The sequence below is a fragment of the Pseudomonas sp. DTU12.3 genome (assembly GCF_004124275.1).
Lineage (GTDB): Bacteria > Pseudomonadota > Gammaproteobacteria > Pseudomonadales > Pseudomonadaceae > Aquipseudomonas > Aquipseudomonas helmanticensis.
On record NZ_CP027218.1, the window covers coordinates 2,365,381 to 2,383,877 of the forward strand.

Below are 18,497 nucleotides of genomic sequence, written 5' to 3' on the forward strand. Positions count from 1 at the left end.
ACCTGAAATTTATGCACAACCGCAATCTTTGTGGGAGCGGGCTGGCTCGCGAAGGCGTCAGATCAGTCGACATTGATCTTGAATGAAAGACCGTTTTCGCGAGCAAGCCCGCTCCCACAGGTTCTGCGGGGTTACCAGCCGCGTCCCGAGTTCACCCAGAAATTCACCGACAGCGAGGTCGATACCGATTCCACCTGATGGAACCAGCCCTCCGGCAGAAACAACAAATCTCCAGCCTCGAGGGTCACGCGCAAAAACGTCACGTTGCGTGCCGTCGGGAAACGCTGATAGTCCGGCGCATCCGGGTTGAAATCGCAGCCATCCAGACCACCCTGCGGCGCGGTGGACCAGGTGCCCAGCGCCTGGCGGTGATGCGGCGCGGCGAGGGTGAATTTCTTCTGTCCCCAGACCTGCGCGAACAGGTTGTCGGTGTCATCGCGGTGCAGCGGCGTCAGCGTGCCTTTCGGGCCGATCCAGATGCGTGGCGGGATGAACAGCGATGCGTCGAAGTAAGGTGGGTACTTGATCTGCTCCATTAATTGCGCGGGCAGGATGTTGTTGCCCATGTACGCCGGCGGTTCGCCGTTGGCACCTTTGACCGCTGGCTGGTCGAGCGAAGCAATGAAGTCGGCCATCGACGTCGAACGGAAATCGCGCTCGGTGGAGAAGGTTTTCTTCACGTAGTCGCCGTGGCGGGTGATGCCTTGCAGCTCGGCAAAATGCACCAGCGATTCTTCGCGGCTGAGCTTGAACAGCGGCCAGTCCTGCAGGGCGTCGCGGATGACCACGGGAACGCCGTTGGGCAGGTAGCGACTTTTGAATTCCTCAATCGACAACTCGCTGCGCGGCCGCCGTTCGACAACGGTCTGCACCGGCAGGCGCGCGGTCAGGCGCTCGCTGACCCGTGGTGGCGTCGGGTAGCGTTTGTTCATGTCGACTTTTTCTGCGGCGCTGGCACCGCTGCGCGCATGGTCGATGATCTGCGGCAGCATCGTCGCCAGGCCCATGTTGCCGCCGATCTTCAGGCGCCCGCTGGCAAACAGTTCCTCGACATTGGCGCTGCCGGCCATGATGCCCATGAAGTCCGCTTGCGCCACTTCGATGGTCACGTCCGGGCTGGCATGGCGGCCGGCTTCGGTGCGGCTGCTGCCGCTGATCTCCGACCAATAGGCCTGATGCGGGCCGAAGACAAACTGAAAGACCCCTTCAATACCCACTGCGCCAGCATTGGCGAACAGCTTTCCCAGAATCGTTTGCAGGTCCACGGCGGTGCCTCTTTATCAGGTTTTGGCGTGAACAGGAGACGTGCCGCCCGATTGGAAATTTACCGTCGGCGCTAATTTTCAGGTGCGCCCGCGCGTTCTTTTAGCATCATGACTTTTTGAGGTGAGTGCAGTGACTCAATTGACATTGCTGTGCCTGCCGTATTCGGGGGCGAGCGCGATGGTTTACAGCCGCTGGCGGCGCAAGCTGCCGGAGTGGCTGAAATTGCAGCCGGTGGAATTGCCGGGGCGCGGCATGCGTTTCGATGAAGACTTGCAAACCGACATGCCGACGCTGGTGCAGCAATTGGCCCGGGAACTGCGCGTTTCGCTGAAGGCGCCTTATGCGATATTCGGGCACAGCCTCGGCGCGTTGCTCGCCAGTGAGCTGGCCCACGCCTTGCGGGCCATGGGTTGCCCGCCGCCGGTGGCGCTGTTTGCCTCGGGTACGGCGGCGCCGAGCTTGCGCGACGAATATGATCGCGACCTGGCCCGGCCCAAGAGCGATGCCGAACTGCTGGAGCAACTGCGCAGCCTGCAAGGCACCAGCAGCGAGGCGTTGGAAAATGAAGAGTTGATGAGTCTGACCCTGCCGATCCTGCGCGCCGACTTCCTGTTGTGTGGCAGCCATCGCGCGGTGGAACGGCCACAGCTCGATTGCCCGGTGCACGTGCTCGGTGGCACCACCGACCGCGCCACCACTGAACAACTGATCGGCTGGAGCCGGGAAACCCGTGGCAGTTTTTCCGTCGACATGTTTGCCGGCGGGCACTTCTTCATTCATGAGCACGAAGCGAAAGTGCTGCGCCTGATCAAGGACCACCTCGACGTCCACCATCGCCGCCACACGATGACCGCCACAGCCTGACCGCACTGTAGGAGCTGCGGCACGCTGCGATCTTTTGCTTGTAATCTTTGGAGATCAAAAGATCGCAGCCTCGTTGCACTCGACAGCTCCTACCGGGATGGGTGTCGGGCAAGCGGCACGATCTCCTGTAGGAGCTGCGGCACGCTGCGATCTTTTGATCCTGCTCTTCCAAGATCAAAAGATCGCAGCCTCGTTGCACTCGACAGCTCCTACCGGGATGGGTATCGGGCAAGCGGCACGGCCTCCTGTAGGAGCTGCGGCACGCTGCGATCTTTTGATCCTGCTCTTCCAAGATCAAAAGATCGCAGCCTCGTTGCACTCGACAGCTCCTACCGGGATGGGTATCGGGCAAGCGGCACGGCCTCCTGTAGGAGCGGCGGCACGCTGCGATCTTTTGATCCTGCTCTTCCAAGATCAAAAGATCGCAGCCTCGTTGCACTCGACAGCTCCTACCGGGATGGGTGTCGGGCAAGCGGCACGATCTCCTGTAGGAGCTGCGGCACGCTGCGATCTTTTGCTTGTGATCTTTGGAGATCAAAAGATCGCAGCCTCGTTGCACTCGACAGCTCCTACAGGGGCTGTGCCGGGCGATGGGGAAATCCGCGTTTTGCCTCTCGCCTGACAGTTGTTCTCATTCGCTAATTTTTCCGGTCTGGATTCGTTTTATAGGGACGACGTGCCTTTGTGCTTCCTGCCTACTGATCCGGATGCTAAGAAATGAATGCTGAAGACTCCTTGAAACTCGCTCGCCGGTTTATCGGGTTGCCCCTGGAAAAGCGCCAGATGTTTCTGGCCGCCCTGAGTAAGGAAGGGGTGGATTTTTCCCGGTTCCCGATACCCGCCGGAGTCGAGGTCGAGGACCGTCAGGCGTTGTCCTACGCCCAGCAGCGCATGTGGTTTCTCTGGCAGCTGGATCAGCACAGCGGCGCGTACAACCTGCCCGGCGCAGTGCGGCTCAAGGGCCGTTTGAACAAGGCAGCGGTGGAGCAAGCGTTCGAAAGCCTGGTGGCGCGCCACGAAACCCTGCGCACTGTGTTCGAGCGCCAGGCCGATGATCGCTTGCAGCAAGTGCCGGGCAGCGTGCCATTGCGCGTCGAGCAGATTGATCTGCGCGATCTGCCGCAAGCAGCCCGTGAGCAGGCGGTGCTGCGCGAGGTCGAGGCGCAATCCGTGTTGCCGTTCGATCTGGCGCAAGGGCCGTTGCTGCGGGTCAAATTGCTGCAACTCGCCGAGCAGGAACACGTCCTCCTGTTGACGCTGCACCACATCGTTTCCGATGGCTGGTCGATGAACGTCCTGATCGACGAGTTCACCCGTTGCTACGACGCCCATGATGCCGGCGCCGAGCCGCAACTGCCGGCGCTGCCGATCCAGTACAGCGACTATGCCCTGTGGCAACGCCGCTGGCTGGAAGCGGGCGAGCAGGCGCGGCAACTGCAATACTGGCAGGCGCGTCTGGGTGACGAGCATCCGGTGCTCGAACTGCCGACCGATCACTCGCGCCCGGCCATGCCAAGCTATCGCGGCACCCGCCATGAATTCGCCCTCGACCCTGAACTGGCAGAGCAACTGCGCAGCACCGCGCGCCAACACAACATCACCTTGTTCATGCTGCTGCTCGGCGCCTTCAACGTGTTGCTGCATCGCTATACCGGGCAAAACGATATCCGCGTCGGCGTGCCCATCGCCAACCGCAATCGCGCAGAAGTCGAAGGCCTGATCGGCTTCTTCGTCAATACCCAAGTGCTGCGCACCGAACTGGATGGCCAGACCCGCGTCGATGAATTGCTACGCGCTGTCAAAGACACTGCGCTGGGGGCGCAGGCGCATCAGGATCTGCCGTTCGAGCGTCTGGTCGAAGCGCTCAAGCTTGAGCGCAGCCTCAGCCACACGCCGCTGTTCCAGGTGATGTACAACCATCAGCCGCAAGTCGCCGATATGTCTGCGCTGACCACCGCCTCCGGCCTGCAGCTGAGTGCGCTGGACTGGCAGAGCCGCACCACCCAGTTCGACCTCACACTCGATACCTATGAGCAGGGCGGCAAGCTGCGTGCGGCATTGACCTACGCCAGCGACCTGTTCGACGCCGCGACCATCGAGCGCATGGCGCGGCACTGGACGCGCCTGTTGCAGGCGATGGTTGGCGATGCTTCTCAGCGTATCGGCGAACTGCCGCTGCTCGATGCCGACGAAGTGCGAGTGCTGGTCCACGACTGGAACAGCACTGCGCAAAACTACCCGACCGAACACTGCATGCACCAATTGATCGAGGCGCAGGCACAGCGCACGCCGGACGCCACGGCGCTGGTGTTCGGCAACGTCGAATTGAGCTACGCGCAACTGGAGGCGCGGGCCAACCAATTGGCCAATCTGTTGCGCGAGCAAGGCGTCGGCCCGGATGTGCTGGTGGGCATTTCGCTCGAGCGCTCGATTGAAATGGTCGTCGGCCTGTTGGCGATCCACAAGGCCGGCGGCGCCTACGTGCCGCTCGACCCGGAATACCCGCAGGAACGTCTGGCCTACATGATCGAAGACAGCGCGATTGCCTTGCTGTTGACCCAGAGCAGTCTGCTCGAACGCTTGCCGACCCAAGGCGTAGGCGTCATCACCCTCGACCAGGATGGCGACTGGCTGGAGCGCTACAGCGATGCGCGTCCAGCGGTAGCGATGGACAGCCTCAACCTCGCCTATGTGATTTACACCTCCGGCTCGACCGGCAAACCGAAAGGCGCCGGCAACAGCCATGCGGCGCTGGTCAACCGCTTGTGCTGGATGCAGCAAGCGTATGGCCTGGATCACCGCGATGCGGTGCTGCAAAAGACTCCGTTCAGTTTCGACGTGTCGGTCTGGGAGTTCTTCTGGCCGCTGATGAGCGGTGCCCGTCTGGTGGTGGCGGCGCCGGGCGAACACCGTGAGCCGGCGCGCCTGATCGACACCATCGGCCGTCATCAAATCACTACGCTGCACTTTGTACCGTCGATGCTCCAGGCGTTCATTCATGAGCCGGGCGTCGAGGCGTGCAGCAGCCTCACGCGGATTGTTTGCAGTGGTGAAGCATTGCCGCTCGACGCGCAGTTGCAGGTGTTCGCCAAACTGCCGAACGCCGGCTTGTACAACCTCTACGGGCCGACCGAAGCGGCCATCGACGTCACCCACTGGACGTGCGTCGATGAAGGTGCCGACAGCGTGCCGATCGGCGAACCGATCGGCAACCTGCGCACCCACGTTCTGGACGCGCAATTGCGCCCGGTGCCCGCCGGTGTTGCCGGTGAGTTGTACCTCGGCGGTGCCGGTCTGGCGCGCAGTTACCACCGTCGCCCGGCGCTGACCGCCGAGCGTTTTGTGCCGTGTCCGTTCCACGACGGCGCGCGCCTCTATCGCACCGGTGACCGTGTGCGCCAGCGTGCCGACGGCGTGATCGAATACCTCGGTCGTCTCGATCATCAGGTCAAGCTGCGCGGCCTGCGCATCGAACTCGGTGAAATCGAAACCCGCCTGATCCAGCATCCGCTGGTCCGTGAAGCGGTGGTGCTGGTGCAGGGCGGCAAGCATCTGGTGGCGTATCTGGTGCTGGAAGGTGCCGAGCCCGAGGCGCAATGGCAGCAGACCCTGAAAGCCTGGCTGCTCAGCAGCCTGCCGGAATTCATGGTGCCGACCTACCTGATGCCACTGGCCAAATTGCCGGTAACCGCCAACGGCAAACTCGACCGCCGCGCCTTGCCCGAGCCGGAAGCGGCGGTGCAACAAGCGTTCGTCGAACCGCAGGACGCGATGCAGACCGCCCTCGCGGCGATCTGGCAGCAGGTGCTGGGCGCTGAGCGCATTGGCGTGGAAGACAACTTCTTCGAGCTGGGCGGCGATTCGATCATCTCGATTCAAGTGGTCAGCCGTGCCCGTCAGGCCGGGATTCGTCTCAGCCCACGGGATCTGTTCCAGTACCAGACCGTGCGCAGCCTCGCCCTGGTCGCCAGCTTCGAACAGCAGACCATGCAGGATCAGGCGCCAGCCACGGGTGCGGTATTGCTGACGCCGGTGCAGCATTATTTCTTCGAACAGCCGATGGCCGTGCGTGGGCACTGGAACCAATCGCTGTTGCTGACGCCACGGCAGACGTTGCAGGCGCCATTGCTGGAGCGTGCGCTGAGCCAATTGCTCAATCAGCACGATGCCTTGCGTCTGCGTTTCCACCAGGACGCACAAGGCTGGCAGCAAACCTATGCCGACGTCGTCAGCGAGTCCGGTCTGTGGCTGCGTCAGGCTGATGGTGAGGAGGCGCTCGCCGCGCTGTGCGATGAAGCCCAGCGCAGCCTCGATTTGCACAACGGCCCATTGTTGCGGGCAATGCTGGTGGAGATGGCCGACAACACCCAGCGACTGTTGCTGGTGATTCATCACCTGGTGGTGGACGGCGTGTCGTGGCGGCTGTTGCTGGAAGATCTGCAACAGGCTTACACGCAACTGGAAAGTGGCGGCGGTGTGGTCCTGCCGGCGCGCACCAGCGCCTATCAGGCCTGGGCCGAACGCTTGCACGAGTACGCGCCGCAACTGCACGCAGAATTGCCGTACTGGCAGCAACAAGCGGCGCGCGCCGAACTGCCGTGCGAGCGTGCGCAAGGCAGTCTGGAAAACCGCTTCGGACAGAAAATCGAAGTGCGCCTCGACAGCGAGTCGACGCGGCAGTTGCTGCAAAGCGCCCCGGCGGCGTATCGCACGCAGGTCAACGATTTGCTCCTGACCGCACTGGCGCGGGTGATCTGCCGCTGGAGCGGACAGCCTTCGACCTTGATTCAACTGGAAGGCCACGGTCGCGAAGACCTGTTTGATGACCTCGACCTGACCCGCACGGTGGGCTGGTTCACCAGCCTGTTCCCGGTCAGTTTGCAACCGGCCGAAACGCTGGCGGCGTCGATCAAGGCGATCAAGGAACAACTGCGCGGGGTACCGGGCAAAGGCGTCGGTTACGGCTTGTTGCGTTATCTCGGCGAACCGGCGGCGCAACAGTCACTGGCAGCGCTGACACCGCCGCGCATCACCTTCAACTACCTCGGCCAGTTCGATCGCCAGTTCGATGAGGCCGCCCTCTGGGAGCCGGCCCGCGAGCGCAGCGGCACGGCGCAGGATGAGCGCGCGCCGCTGGCCAACTGGCTGACCGTGGAAGGCCAGGTGTATGGCGGCGAACTGGCGCTGCAATGGGGCTTCAGCGAGCAGATGTTCGATGCGGCGACGATTGCGCAGTTGGCCGCTGCCTACACCGCTGAACTGAAATCGTTGATCGAACATTGCTGCGCGACGCCGGCCGGGCAGGCCACGCCGTCCGATTTCCCGTTGGCGCAGGTCAGCCAGCAGCAGCTCGATGAACTGCCGCTGAGCCTGGCGGCTGTCGAGGATCTCTACCCGCTGTCGCCGATGCAGCAGGGCATGTTGTTCCACACCCTGTACGAGCCGCAGGTCGGTGCGTACATCAACCAGTTGCGCCTGGATATCCACGGCCTCGACCTGACGCGTTTCACCCAGGCATGGCAAGCGGCGCTGGCGCGGCATGACATTTTGCGCAGCAGTTTTCACTGGCTGGGTTTGCACAGCGCGCATCAGGCGATCCATCGTCAGGTCGAACTGCAATTGCAGGTGCTCGAGCAGGCCGACGCCGACCTCGATGCGCTGGCCGACGCCGAGCGTGAGCGCGGTTTCGAGTTGAGCGCAGCGCCACTGTTTCGTCTGCAACTGGTGCGCACCGGTGCGGATGCCTGGCACCTGATCTACACCAGCCATCACATCCTCATGGACGGCTGGAGCAATGCGCAATTGCTCGCCGAAGTGATCCAGCATTACGCCGGCCACGCGCCGGGCAAACCGCTGGGCCAATACCGCGACTACCTCGGCTGGCTGCAACAGCAATCGACGAGTGCCGGCGAGCAGTTCTGGAAGGCTGCGCTGGCGCCGCTGGACACGCCGACCCTGCTCGCCGAAGCACTGCGTCCGCCGGTCAACGGCCACGGCAGTGATGAGCTGCGAGTATCACTCGACGAACAGACCACCCGTGGCCTGGCGGATTTCGCCCGGCAGCAGAAAGTCACCCTCAACACCGTGATGCAAGCGGCGTGGGGGCTGATGCTGCAACGTTACACCGGTCAGGATTGCGTGGCGTTTGGCGCCACGGTCGCCGGGCGTTCGGCGGCATTGCCGGGCATCGAGCAGCAATTGGGCCTGTTCATCAACACCTTGCCGATGGTCTGCGGCGCTTCGCCTGAGCAGTCGTTGGGCCAGTGGCTGGGCGAACTGCAAGCCTTGAACCTGAGCATGCGCGAGTTCGAACACGTGCCGCTCTACGATATTCAGGGTTGGGCCGGTCAACAGGGCACGGCGCTGTTCGACAGCCTGCTGGTGTTCGAAAACTTCCCGGTGGCCGAAGCGCTCAAGCGTGGAGCCCCGGCCGGTCTCGCGTTCGGCGAGATGCACAACCACGAACGCACCAACTATCCACTGACCCTCGGCATCGAACTGGCGGCGGGCCTGAGCCTGGAATTCAGCTACGACGCCGCGCGCTTCAGCGCTGCACAAATCGCCCAGCTGAGCGGCAATCTGCAACACCTGCTGGCGCAAATGGTCGCGACGCCGGACATTCGTCTGGGCGCCTTGCAACTGCTCGATGACGCTGGCCGCGCCGCCGTGTTGGCAGCCAGTCAGCCGCTGAACCTGCATCTGCGCAGTGACGCGCTGGTGCATCAGCGCTTCGCCGCGCAGGCCGCCGCCACCCCGCATGCGCTGGCCTTGCAGGTCGGTGCGCAGCAACTGAGTTACGCTGAGCTGAACGCCCAGGCCAACCGTCTGGCCCATCGTCTGCTGGCGCAGGGCGTGACGGCGGGGCAGCGTGTCGGTCTGGCGATGCGCCGTGGCCCGCAACTGATCGTCAGCCTGCTGGCGGTGCTCAAGAGTGGCGCGGCGTACGTGCCGCTCGACCCGAAATACCCGGCCGAACGTCTCGCCTACATGATCGACGACAGCCGTCTCGACCTGTTGCTGTGCGAGGCCGGTCTGCTCACCGATCTGCCGCTGCCGGACAGCCTGCCGCGCCTGAACGTGGTTGATCTGGACGCTGAACTGGGGGGCTATTGCGACAGTGATCCGCACAACACAGCGGTGCCCGCAGACCTCGCATATGTGATCTACACCTCCGGTTCCACCGGCCAGCCGAAAGGCGTGGCGATCGATCATGGCGCCTTGCGCGAGTTCTGCCAGACCGCCGCCGAATATTCGGCGCTGACCGCCGCAGACCGCGTGTTGCAATTCGCGACCTTCAGCTTCGACGGTTTTGTCGAGCAGTGCTACCCGCCGCTGTGTGTCGGCGCGGCGCTGATCATGCGCGGCGACGATCCATGGGACGCCGGACAAATGGCCGCGGAAATCGTCGCGCACAACGTCACCTTGGCGGACTTGCCGGCGGCTTACTGGTACTTGCTGGCGCGCGAATGCGCCAACGGCACGGTGACCAGTCTCGGCCAGTTGCGTCAGGTCCACGTCGGTGGCGAGGCGATGTCGGTGGAAGGCTTGCGCCTGTGGCATGAAGCCGGTCAGGGCCATGTGCGCCTGATCAACACCTACGGCCCGACGGAAGCGACCGTGGTTTCCAGCGTGCACACCTGCCGTCTGGAAGATGCCAACGACACCTTCGGCATTCCGATCGGTCAGGCCACGGCCGGCCGCGCGTTGTACGTGCTGGACGCGGCCGGTGAACTGTTGCCGGCCGGCGGCGTCGGCGAATTGTGCATTGGTGCACAAGCATGCCTGGCGCAAAGCTACTTCGATCGTCCGGCGCTGACTGCCGAACGCTTCCTGCCGGATCCGTTTGCCACGCAACCGGGCGCTCGCCTGTATCGCAGCGGCGACCTCGCACGCTACAACGCGGCCGGTGCGCTGGAGTACGTCGGGCGTATCGACCATCAAGTGAAGATTCGCGGTTTCCGCATCGAAATGGGCGAAATCGAAGCCTGCCTGCAAGCCCTTGAACAGGTGCGCGAGGCGGCGGTGATTGCACAGGACGGCGCGAGCGGCGCGCAACTGGTGGCGTATGTGGTTGCCACGGATGCGGCGTTGTTCACGGCAGAAGCAACGCTGCAAGCGGCGTGGCTGGAGCAGCTGAAAAACGTGCTGCGCCAGGCGCTGCCGGAATACATGGTGCCGGCGCATCTGCTGCTATTGGCGGCGCTGCCGCTGAACAACAACGGCAAGCTCGATCGCAAGGCATTGCCGAAGGTCGATCTGCATCAAAGCCAATACGCCTACGTGGCGCCGCACACCGCGCTGCAACAAGACTTGGCAGCGATCTGGGAAGCGGTGCTGCAAGTGGCGCCGATCGGTCTCGCCGATCAGTTCTTCGAGCGCGGCGGCCACTCGTTGCTGGCGACCCAAGTGATTTCGCGGGTGCGCCATGAACTGAAACTCGACGTGCCCCTGCGCGTGTTGTTCGAACAGCCAAGCCTCGACGGTTTCGCCAAGGCTTGTGCCGAACTGCAAACCAGCCACACGCTGCCAATGGTTGCACTGCCGCGTGGTGAGCCGATGGCATTGTCCTTCGCTCAGGAACGCCAGTGGTTCCTCTGGCAGCTGGAGCCGGACAGCGCGGCATATCACGTGCCGACCGCGCTGCACCTGCGCGGGAAACTGAACAGCGCCGCGCTGGATCAGGCCTTCCAGGCGCTGGTGGCGCGTCACGAATCGTTGCGTACGGTGTTTGTCGAAGAGTCGACGCAAACCCTGCAAGTGATTCGCCCGGCCGAACACTTGCTGATCGAGCGCGCAAGCTTCGACGCGCAGGCCAGCGAGGCGCAACTCAAGGCGCGGGTGGAAGCGGAAATCCAGCGCCCGTTCGATCTGCTCAACGGGCCGTTGCTGCGGGTGTTGTTGCTGGAGCTGAGCAGCAACCATCACGTCCTGGTCATCACTGCGCATCACATCATTTCCGATGGCTGGTCGATGCAGGTCATGGTCGATGAACTGGTGCGCCTGTACGGCGCGTTCAGCGAGGCCCGCGCTGCACAACTGCCGGCGTTGCCGTTGCAGTACGCCGACTATGCCGTGTGGCAGCGCCAATGGATGAACGACGGCGAAAGCGCCCGCCAACTGGCCTACTGGCGCGAGCGCCTGGGTGGCGAGCAGCCGGTGCTGGAGTTGCCGTTCGACTTCCCGCGTCCGGCTCAGCAGAGTTTTCGTGGCGCGCGTTTCGACTTTGCTCTGCCAACCGATCTGGCGCAGGAGCTCAATGCTCTGGCGCAACGCGAAGGCGTGACCTTGTTCATGCTCTTGCTGGCGTCGTTCCAGACCTTGCTGCAACGCTATAGCGGGCAGCGTGACATTCGTGTCGGCGTGCCGGTGGCCAACCGCAATCGCCTGGAAACCGAAGGCCTGATTGGCTTCTTCGTCAACACCCAAGTGCTGCGTGCCGAGATCGAACCGCAGCACGGTTTTGACCAATTGCTGCAACAGGTTCGCCAGTCGGTGCTGGATGCGCAGGCTTATCAGGACCTGCCGTTCGAACAACTGGTGGACGCGGTACAACCGCAACGCAGCCTCAGCCATAGCCCATTGTTCCAGGTGCTGTTCAATCACCAGAACCTTGAGCGTCAGCCGAGCTTGCTTGCGGATTTGCACATCGAAGGTATCGCCTGGGACAGTGCGGCGGCGCAGTTCGACCTGACGCTGGACACCGCAGAAGTGCAGGGCGGGTTGGCCGCATCGCTGACTTACGCCACCGATCTGTTCAAGCGCGAGACCGTCGAGCAGCTGTCGCGGCACTGGCTCAATGTGTTGCGCGCGGTCAGCCGCCAGGCATCGCAGTGCATCGGCGATCTGCCGCTGCTCGACAACGCCGAGCAGCAACTGATCATGGCCGACTGGAACAGCCATGAACTGCCAGAATCGACCGATCACACCCTGCAGGCGCTGGTCGAGGCGCAAGTTGCGGCCACGCCGGATGCGTTGGCGATGATCTTCGGCGAACAACAGTTGAGCTATCGGCAGTTGAACAACCGCGCCAATCGCCTCGCGCTGCAATTGCGCGACTATGGCGTGGGCGCCGAAGTGCGCGTCGGCGTGGCGCTGCCACGTTCGACGGAGATGATTGTCGCCTTGCTCGCCGTGCTCAAGGCCGGCGGCACCTACGTGCCGCTCGATCCGAGCTACCCGGCCGAGCGTCTGAGCTACATGCTCGAAGACAGCCGCGCCGCGTTGTTGCTGGTGGGTGTCGATGGTGAATTGTCGTCGCTGGCGACGCCGGGCCTGCGCGTACTGGCGGTGGCGCCGGAGGCGGATGATCTGCCGGACGTCGGCAACCTGCCGCCAGTGAGCGGCGCGGACAACCTCGCCTATGTGATTTACACCTCCGGCTCCACCGGCAAGCCCAAGGGCGTGGCGATCACCCATCGCAACGCTGCGGCGCTGATCCAGTGGGCGCATGGCGTCTACAGCCAGGCCGATTTGCAAGGCGTGTTGGCCTCGACGTCGATCTGCTTCGACCTGTCGGTGTGGGAACTGTTTGTCACCCTGGCCGGCGGCGGTTTCTTCGTCCTCGCGCAAAACGCCCTGGAGCTGCCGGACCTGCCGGCGCGCGATCGGGTCAGCCTGATCAACACCGTGCCGTCGGCGATTGCCGCGTTGCAGCAGGCCGGGCAGATTCCGTCGAGCGTGCGCATCATCAACCTCGCCGGCGAACCGCTGAAACAGTCGCTGGTCGATGCTCTGTACAGTCAGCCGACGCTGTTGCATGTCTACGATTTGTATGGCCCGTCCGAAGACACCACGTACTCGACTTATGTGCGGCGTGAGGCTGGTGGTCAGGCGACGATCGGCCGGCCATTGGCGGGTACCGACAGTTTTGTCCTCGATGCGCGTCTGCAACCGGTGCCGCTGGGTGTGGTCGGTGAGTTGTACCTGGCCGGTGCCGGGCTTTCCCGGGGTTATCTGTTGCGCCCGGAATTGACCTGCGAGCGCTATGTGCCGAACCCGTTCAGCACCAGCGGTGAGCGGATGTACCGCACCGGTGACCTGGTGCGTTACCAGGCCGATGGCCAGATCGAGTACCTCGGTCGGGTCGACCATCAGATCAAGGTGCGCGGCTTCCGTATCGAGTTGGGTGAGATCGAAAAACGCCTGCTGGCGCACCACGCCGTACACGAAGCGGTGGTCGTGGCTCGCGACAGCGGCCATGGCACGCAACTGGTCGGTTACGTGGTCAGCGCCAGCCAACCGCAGGCGCCTGCGCTGGATCAGGAGCTGCGTGCATGGCTCAAGGAAACCCTGCCGGAATACATGCTGCCGGCGCAGTTGATGTTCCTTGAGCAACTGCCGCTGACACCGAACGGCAAACTCGACCGCAAGGCGCTGCCGGAACCTGATTTCAGCACTGCGCAAGCCAGCTATGTGGCGCCGCGCAATGCTGTGGAGCAGGCGCTGGTGGCGATCTGGCAAGACGTTCTCAAACTCACGCAAGTGGGCATCAGCGACAACTTCTTCGAACTCGGCGGCGACTCAATCGTGTCGATTCAGGTGGTCAGCCGCGCACGTGCGGCGGGCATTCACTTCAGCGCCAAAGAGCTGTTCCAGCATCAGACCGTCGAGGATCTGGCGCGGGTCGCGCGGCAGTCGGAAGCGCTGGCCGTCATCGATCAAGGCCCAGTGCGTGGCGCGACGCCGCTGCTGCCGATCCAGCATGACTTCTTCGCCCAGGCGATTGTCGAGCGTTCGCACTGGAACCAGTCGCTGTTGTTGCGTCCGGCGCAGGCGTTGAACTCACTAGCGCTGGAGCAGGCCTTGCTGGCCTTGCTCGGACATCACGATGCCTTGCGTTTGGGTTTCGAAGCTTCGGCGCACGGCTGGGATGCCTTGCACCTGCCGCTGGACCCGCAAGCCAGTGTGCTGTGGCAAGCCGATGTCGCCGACGCGGCCGCGCTGGAGGCCTTGTGCGAAAAAGCCCAGCGCTCGCTGGACATCGAAAACGGGCCATTGCTGCGCGCGGTACTGGCGCGTCTGGCGGATGGCTCGCAACGTCTGTTGCTGGTGATCCATCACCTGGCGGTCGACGGTGTTTCGTGGCGCATCCTGCTGGAAGATCTGCAAAGCGCCTACGGCCAGTCCGTGGCCGGGCAAACCGTGCAATTGCCGCTGAAGACCAGCGCTTTCAAAGTGTTCGCCGAGCGCATGCAAGCCTACGCCGTGACCGCGCCGTTGCAGGCCGAACTCGGTTATTGGAAAGAGCAGGGCGCACTGGCCGAGTTGCCGTGTGACAACCCTGCCGGCAGCCTTGAAAACCGTCACGCGGTGATTGTCCAGAGCCGTCTCGACTCAACGTTGACCCGGCAACTGCTGCAAGACGCGCCGAGCGCTTATCGCACCCAGGTCAACGACCTGCTGCTGACCGCGCTGGCGCGGGTGATCTGCCGCTGGAGCGGGCAACCGGCAACCTCGATTCAGCTCGAAGGCCATGGCCGCGAAGAGCTGTTCGACGACGTTGACCTGACCCGTACCGTCGGCTGGTTCACCAGTCTGTTCCCGTTGCGCCTGACCCCGCAAAGCGATCTCGGCGCCTCGATCAAGGCGATCAAGGAGCAACTGCGCGGCGTGCCGAACAAAGGCCTGGGCTTCGGTGCCCTGCGCCATTTGGGTGACAGCGCAACGCAAGCGGCACTCGGCGCAGTGGCGATGCCGCGCATCACCTTCAACTACCTCGGCCAGTTCGACAGCCAGTTCGACGAGCGCTCGCTGTTTGTCCCGGCCACGGAAAAATCCGGTGCCGAACAAAGCGACAGCGCACCGCTGAGCAACTGGCTGTCGGTCAACGGTCAGGTGTATGGCGGCGAGTTGAGCCTGGACTGGAGCTTCAGTCGGGAGATGTTCGACGAGGCGAGCATTCAGCGCCTGGCGGATGACTACGCCAGCGAGCTGACCTTGCTGATCGAGCATTGCCTGCGCGGCGAACACGGCGGCTTCACACCGTCGGACTTCCCGCTGGCCAACTTGCAGCAGGCGCAACTGGACGGTCTGGGCCTCAGCGCCCGTGACATCGAGGACATCTATCCGCTGTCGCCGATGCAGCAGGGCATGCTCTTCCACAGCTTGTTCGCGCAAGGCAGTGGCGACTACATCAACCAGATGCGCGTCAGCGTGCAGGGTCTCGATGTCGAGCGTTTCCGTGACGCCTGGCAAGCCACGGTGCAGGCGCATGCGGTGCTGCGCAGCGGTTTCCTCTGGACCAGCGAGCAAGAACAACCGGTGCAAGTGGTGCAGCGCCATGCCGTGCTGCCATTCAGTGTGCACGATTGGCGCGGCCACGCCGCACAGACGCAGGCGCTGGAAGATCTGGCAAGTGCCGAACGCGAGCAGGGTTTTGTCTTGAGCGCAGCGCCGTTGCTGCGTCTGGTGCTGGTGCAAACGGCTGAGGATTGCCACGAGCTGATCTACACCAGCCATCACATCCTGATGGACGGCTGGAGTAATTCGCAGCTGCTCGGTGAAGTGTTGCAACGCTACAGCGGCCAGGCCTTGCCAGGGCGTGTCGGCAGCTATCGCGATTACATCGGCTGGCTGCAACGCCAGGACGGCGCTGCGGCTGAAACCTTCTGGAAAGGCCAACTGAGCCTGCTTGACGAGCCAACCTTGCTGGCCCGCGTCTCGGCGGATCACACGCCGCTCGACAGCCACGGGCATGCCAACCACACCCAGTTGCTCGACAGCCAGCAGACCCGTGGCCTGAGCGAATTCGCCCGGCGCCAGAAGGTCACCGTCAACACCTTGGTGCAAGGTGCGTGGCTGTTGCTGTTGCAACGCTACACCGGGCAATCCGCCGTCGCCTTCGGTGCAACGGTGTCGGGGCGTCCGGCGGATTTGCCGGGTGTCGAGCAACAGGTCGGTCTGTTCATCAACACCTTGCCGGTGATCGCCGCACCGCGTCCGGAGCAGGCGTTGGGTGCATGGCTGCAAGCCTTGCAGACGCAGAACCTGGCACTGCGCGAGTTTGAACACACGCCGTTGTTCGACATTCAGCGCTGGGCCGGGCAGGGCGGTGAAGGCCTGTTCGACAGCCTGTTGGTGTTCGAAAACTATCCGGTCTCCGAGGCTCTGGACAAGGGCGCGCCGCAAGGCATGCGCTTCGGTCAGGTGTCGAGCCACGAGCAGACCAACCTGCCGCTGACCGTGCTGGTAGACCTGGGCGATACGCTGTCGTTGCAGTTTGCCTATGCGCGCCAGCACTTCAGCGCGACGCTGATCGCGCAGATGGCCGAGCAGATGCAGCACCTGTTGCTGCAATTCAGCCAGGCGTCGACAGAGACATCGATCAGCCGCGTGCAACTGATGGATGCCGCGCAGCAGCAAGCGGTCTTGCAGGACTGGAATCGCCACAGTGCGGCCTTCGCGCAAACCGCCAGCCTGCATCAGTTGATCGAAGCGCAGGTGCAGCGCTCACCGCAAGCGATTGCCGTGACCCTCGACGAACAGCAACTGACCTATGCCGAGCTGAACAGCCGCGCCAATCGCCTCGCCCATGCGCTGATTGCGCGTGGCGTTGGCCCGGATGTGCTGGTCGGTCTGGCCGCCGAGCGTTCGCTGCAGATGATTGTCGGCTTGCTGGCGATCCTCAAGGCGGGCGGCGCTTACCTGCCACTCGATCCGCAATACCCGGCCGAGCGTTTGCAATACATGGTCGAAGACAGCGGCATCAGCCTGCTGTTGATGCAGTCTGGTGTGCTGGCGCACGTGGATCTGCCGGCAGCGGTCGAGACCTTGCTGCTGGGCGAGGAACCGGCGGATTACCCGACCACCGATCCACAGGTGACAGTCGACAGCGATAACCTCGCCTATGTGATTTACACCTCCGGTTCCACCGGTAAACCGAAGGGCACGCTGCTGGCGCATCAACAGGTGTTGCGCCTGTTCGCCGCCAGCGAGGACTGGTTCAATTTCGGCCCGCAGGACAGCTGGACGCTGTTCCATTCCTACGCGTTCGACTTCTCGGTCTGGGAAATTTTCGGGGCGCTGCTGCACGGCGGGCGTCTGGTGATCGTGCCGCACGCGGTCAGCCGTTCGCCGGAAGAATTCTATGCCTTGCTCTGCCGCGAGCAGGTCACGGTGTTGAACCAGACGCCTTCGGCGTTCAAGCAACTGATGCAGGTGGCCACGGATGCGCGGCAGACCGTGCAACCGTCGCTGCGCTATGTGGTGTTCGGCGGAGAGGCGCTGGAAGTGAAGAGCCTGCGACCATGGTTCGAGCGCTTCGGTGACAGCGCGCCGCAACTGATCAACATGTACGGCATCACCGAAACCACCGTACACGTCACCTACCGGCCGTTGTCGCTGGCGGACTTGCACAACGAGGCGGGCAGCCCGTTGGGCGAGCCGATCCCGGACTTGTCCTGGTACGTGCTGGACGCCGATCTGAATCCGGTAGCCAAGGGTTGCATCGGCGAACTGCACGTCAGCGGTGCCGGGCTGGCGCGCGGTTACCTCAACCGCGCCGACCTGAGTGCCTTGCGTTTTGTGCCTAACCCGTTCAGCGGCAATGGCGAGCGGTTGTATCGCACCGGCGACCTGGCGCGCTATTGCGCCGATGGCCGGATCGAGTACGCCGGACGCATCGACCATCAGGTGAAGATCCGTGGTTTCCGCATCGAGCTGGGCGAAATCGAAGCGCAACTGCTGGCGGTGCCGGGCATCCGTCAAGCGGTGGTGCTCGATCAGCCGGGCGCCGGTGGCGTGCAACTGGTCGCCTACCTCGTGGCGACGCAGGCGGTAGAACCGGCGGAGCAGGGGGTATGGCGCGATCAGGTGCGTCAGGCGCTGAAAGGCAATCTGCCGGATTACATGGTGCCGGCGCACTTGCTGCTGCTCGACAGCCTGCCACTGACGGCCAACGGCAAGCTCGACCGGCGGGCCTTGCCGCAGCCGGACGCGCACCTGTTGCAGGGCGCCTACGTGGCGCCGGTCAGCGCCTTGCAACAGCAGATCGCCGAAGTCTGGGGCGACGTGCTGAAACTTGAGCGGGTGAGCCTGACTGACAACTTCTTCGAACTCGGCGGCCATTCGTTGCTGGCAACCCAGGTGGTGCTGCGTTTGCGCGAAGTGCTGGGCTTTGAAATCCCGCTGGCGAGCCTGTTTGGCAGTGCCGATCTGGCCGCGTTCAGCGATGCCGTACAAGCCCTGCAGCCCGATTTGCAGCCCGTTCATGATGTTTTGGCTAAATCCTTGGAGGCTCTCAATCGTTTATCAGCAGATGAACTTGAAAAACTGATTTCCTAAGAGGACCACGGCATGCAGCAGTTGATTGAATCGGTAGGCGCGCTTTCTCCCGAGAAACGCAAGGCGCTGGCGATTCTACTGGGCAA

At 63.2% G+C, this 18,497-nt stretch carries 3 protein-coding genes; 2 read left to right on the forward strand and 1 reads right to left on the reverse strand.

Features of this window, described 5'->3' with window-relative positions; all coding sequences use genetic code 11:
- Positions 1 to 131: 131 nt before the first annotated feature.
- Positions 132 to 1,265 carry a cupin-like domain-containing protein gene (locus tag C2E19_RS10950; RefSeq protein ID WP_129391611.1) on the reverse strand — a complete coding sequence of 378 codons (1,134 nt, stop codon included), beginning with the start codon at positions 1,263 to 1,265 and terminating at the stop codon, positions 132 to 134.
- Positions 1,266 to 1,395: 130 nt separating this feature from the next.
- Here C2E19_RS10950 and C2E19_RS10955 point away from each other — a divergent pair, with 130 nt between their 5' ends.
- Complete coding sequence (locus tag C2E19_RS10955) at positions 1,396 to 2,130, forward strand: thioesterase II family protein (protein WP_129391614.1); 735 nt, start codon at positions 1,396 to 1,398, stop codon at positions 2,128 to 2,130.
- Between the two features lie 717 nt (positions 2,131 to 2,847).
- A complete protein-coding gene (locus tag C2E19_RS10960) occupies positions 2,848 to 18,411 on the forward strand; it encodes a non-ribosomal peptide synthetase (RefSeq protein ID WP_129391617.1) in 15,564 nt (5,187 codons plus the stop codon).
- Positions 18,412 to 18,497 lie beyond the last annotated feature (86 nt).

Coding starts and splice junctions, on each gene's coding strand:
- C2E19_RS10960 (WP_129391617.1), top strand. CDS start 2,848: ATGAATGCTGAAGACTCCTTGAAACTCGCTCGCCGGTTTATCGGGTTG.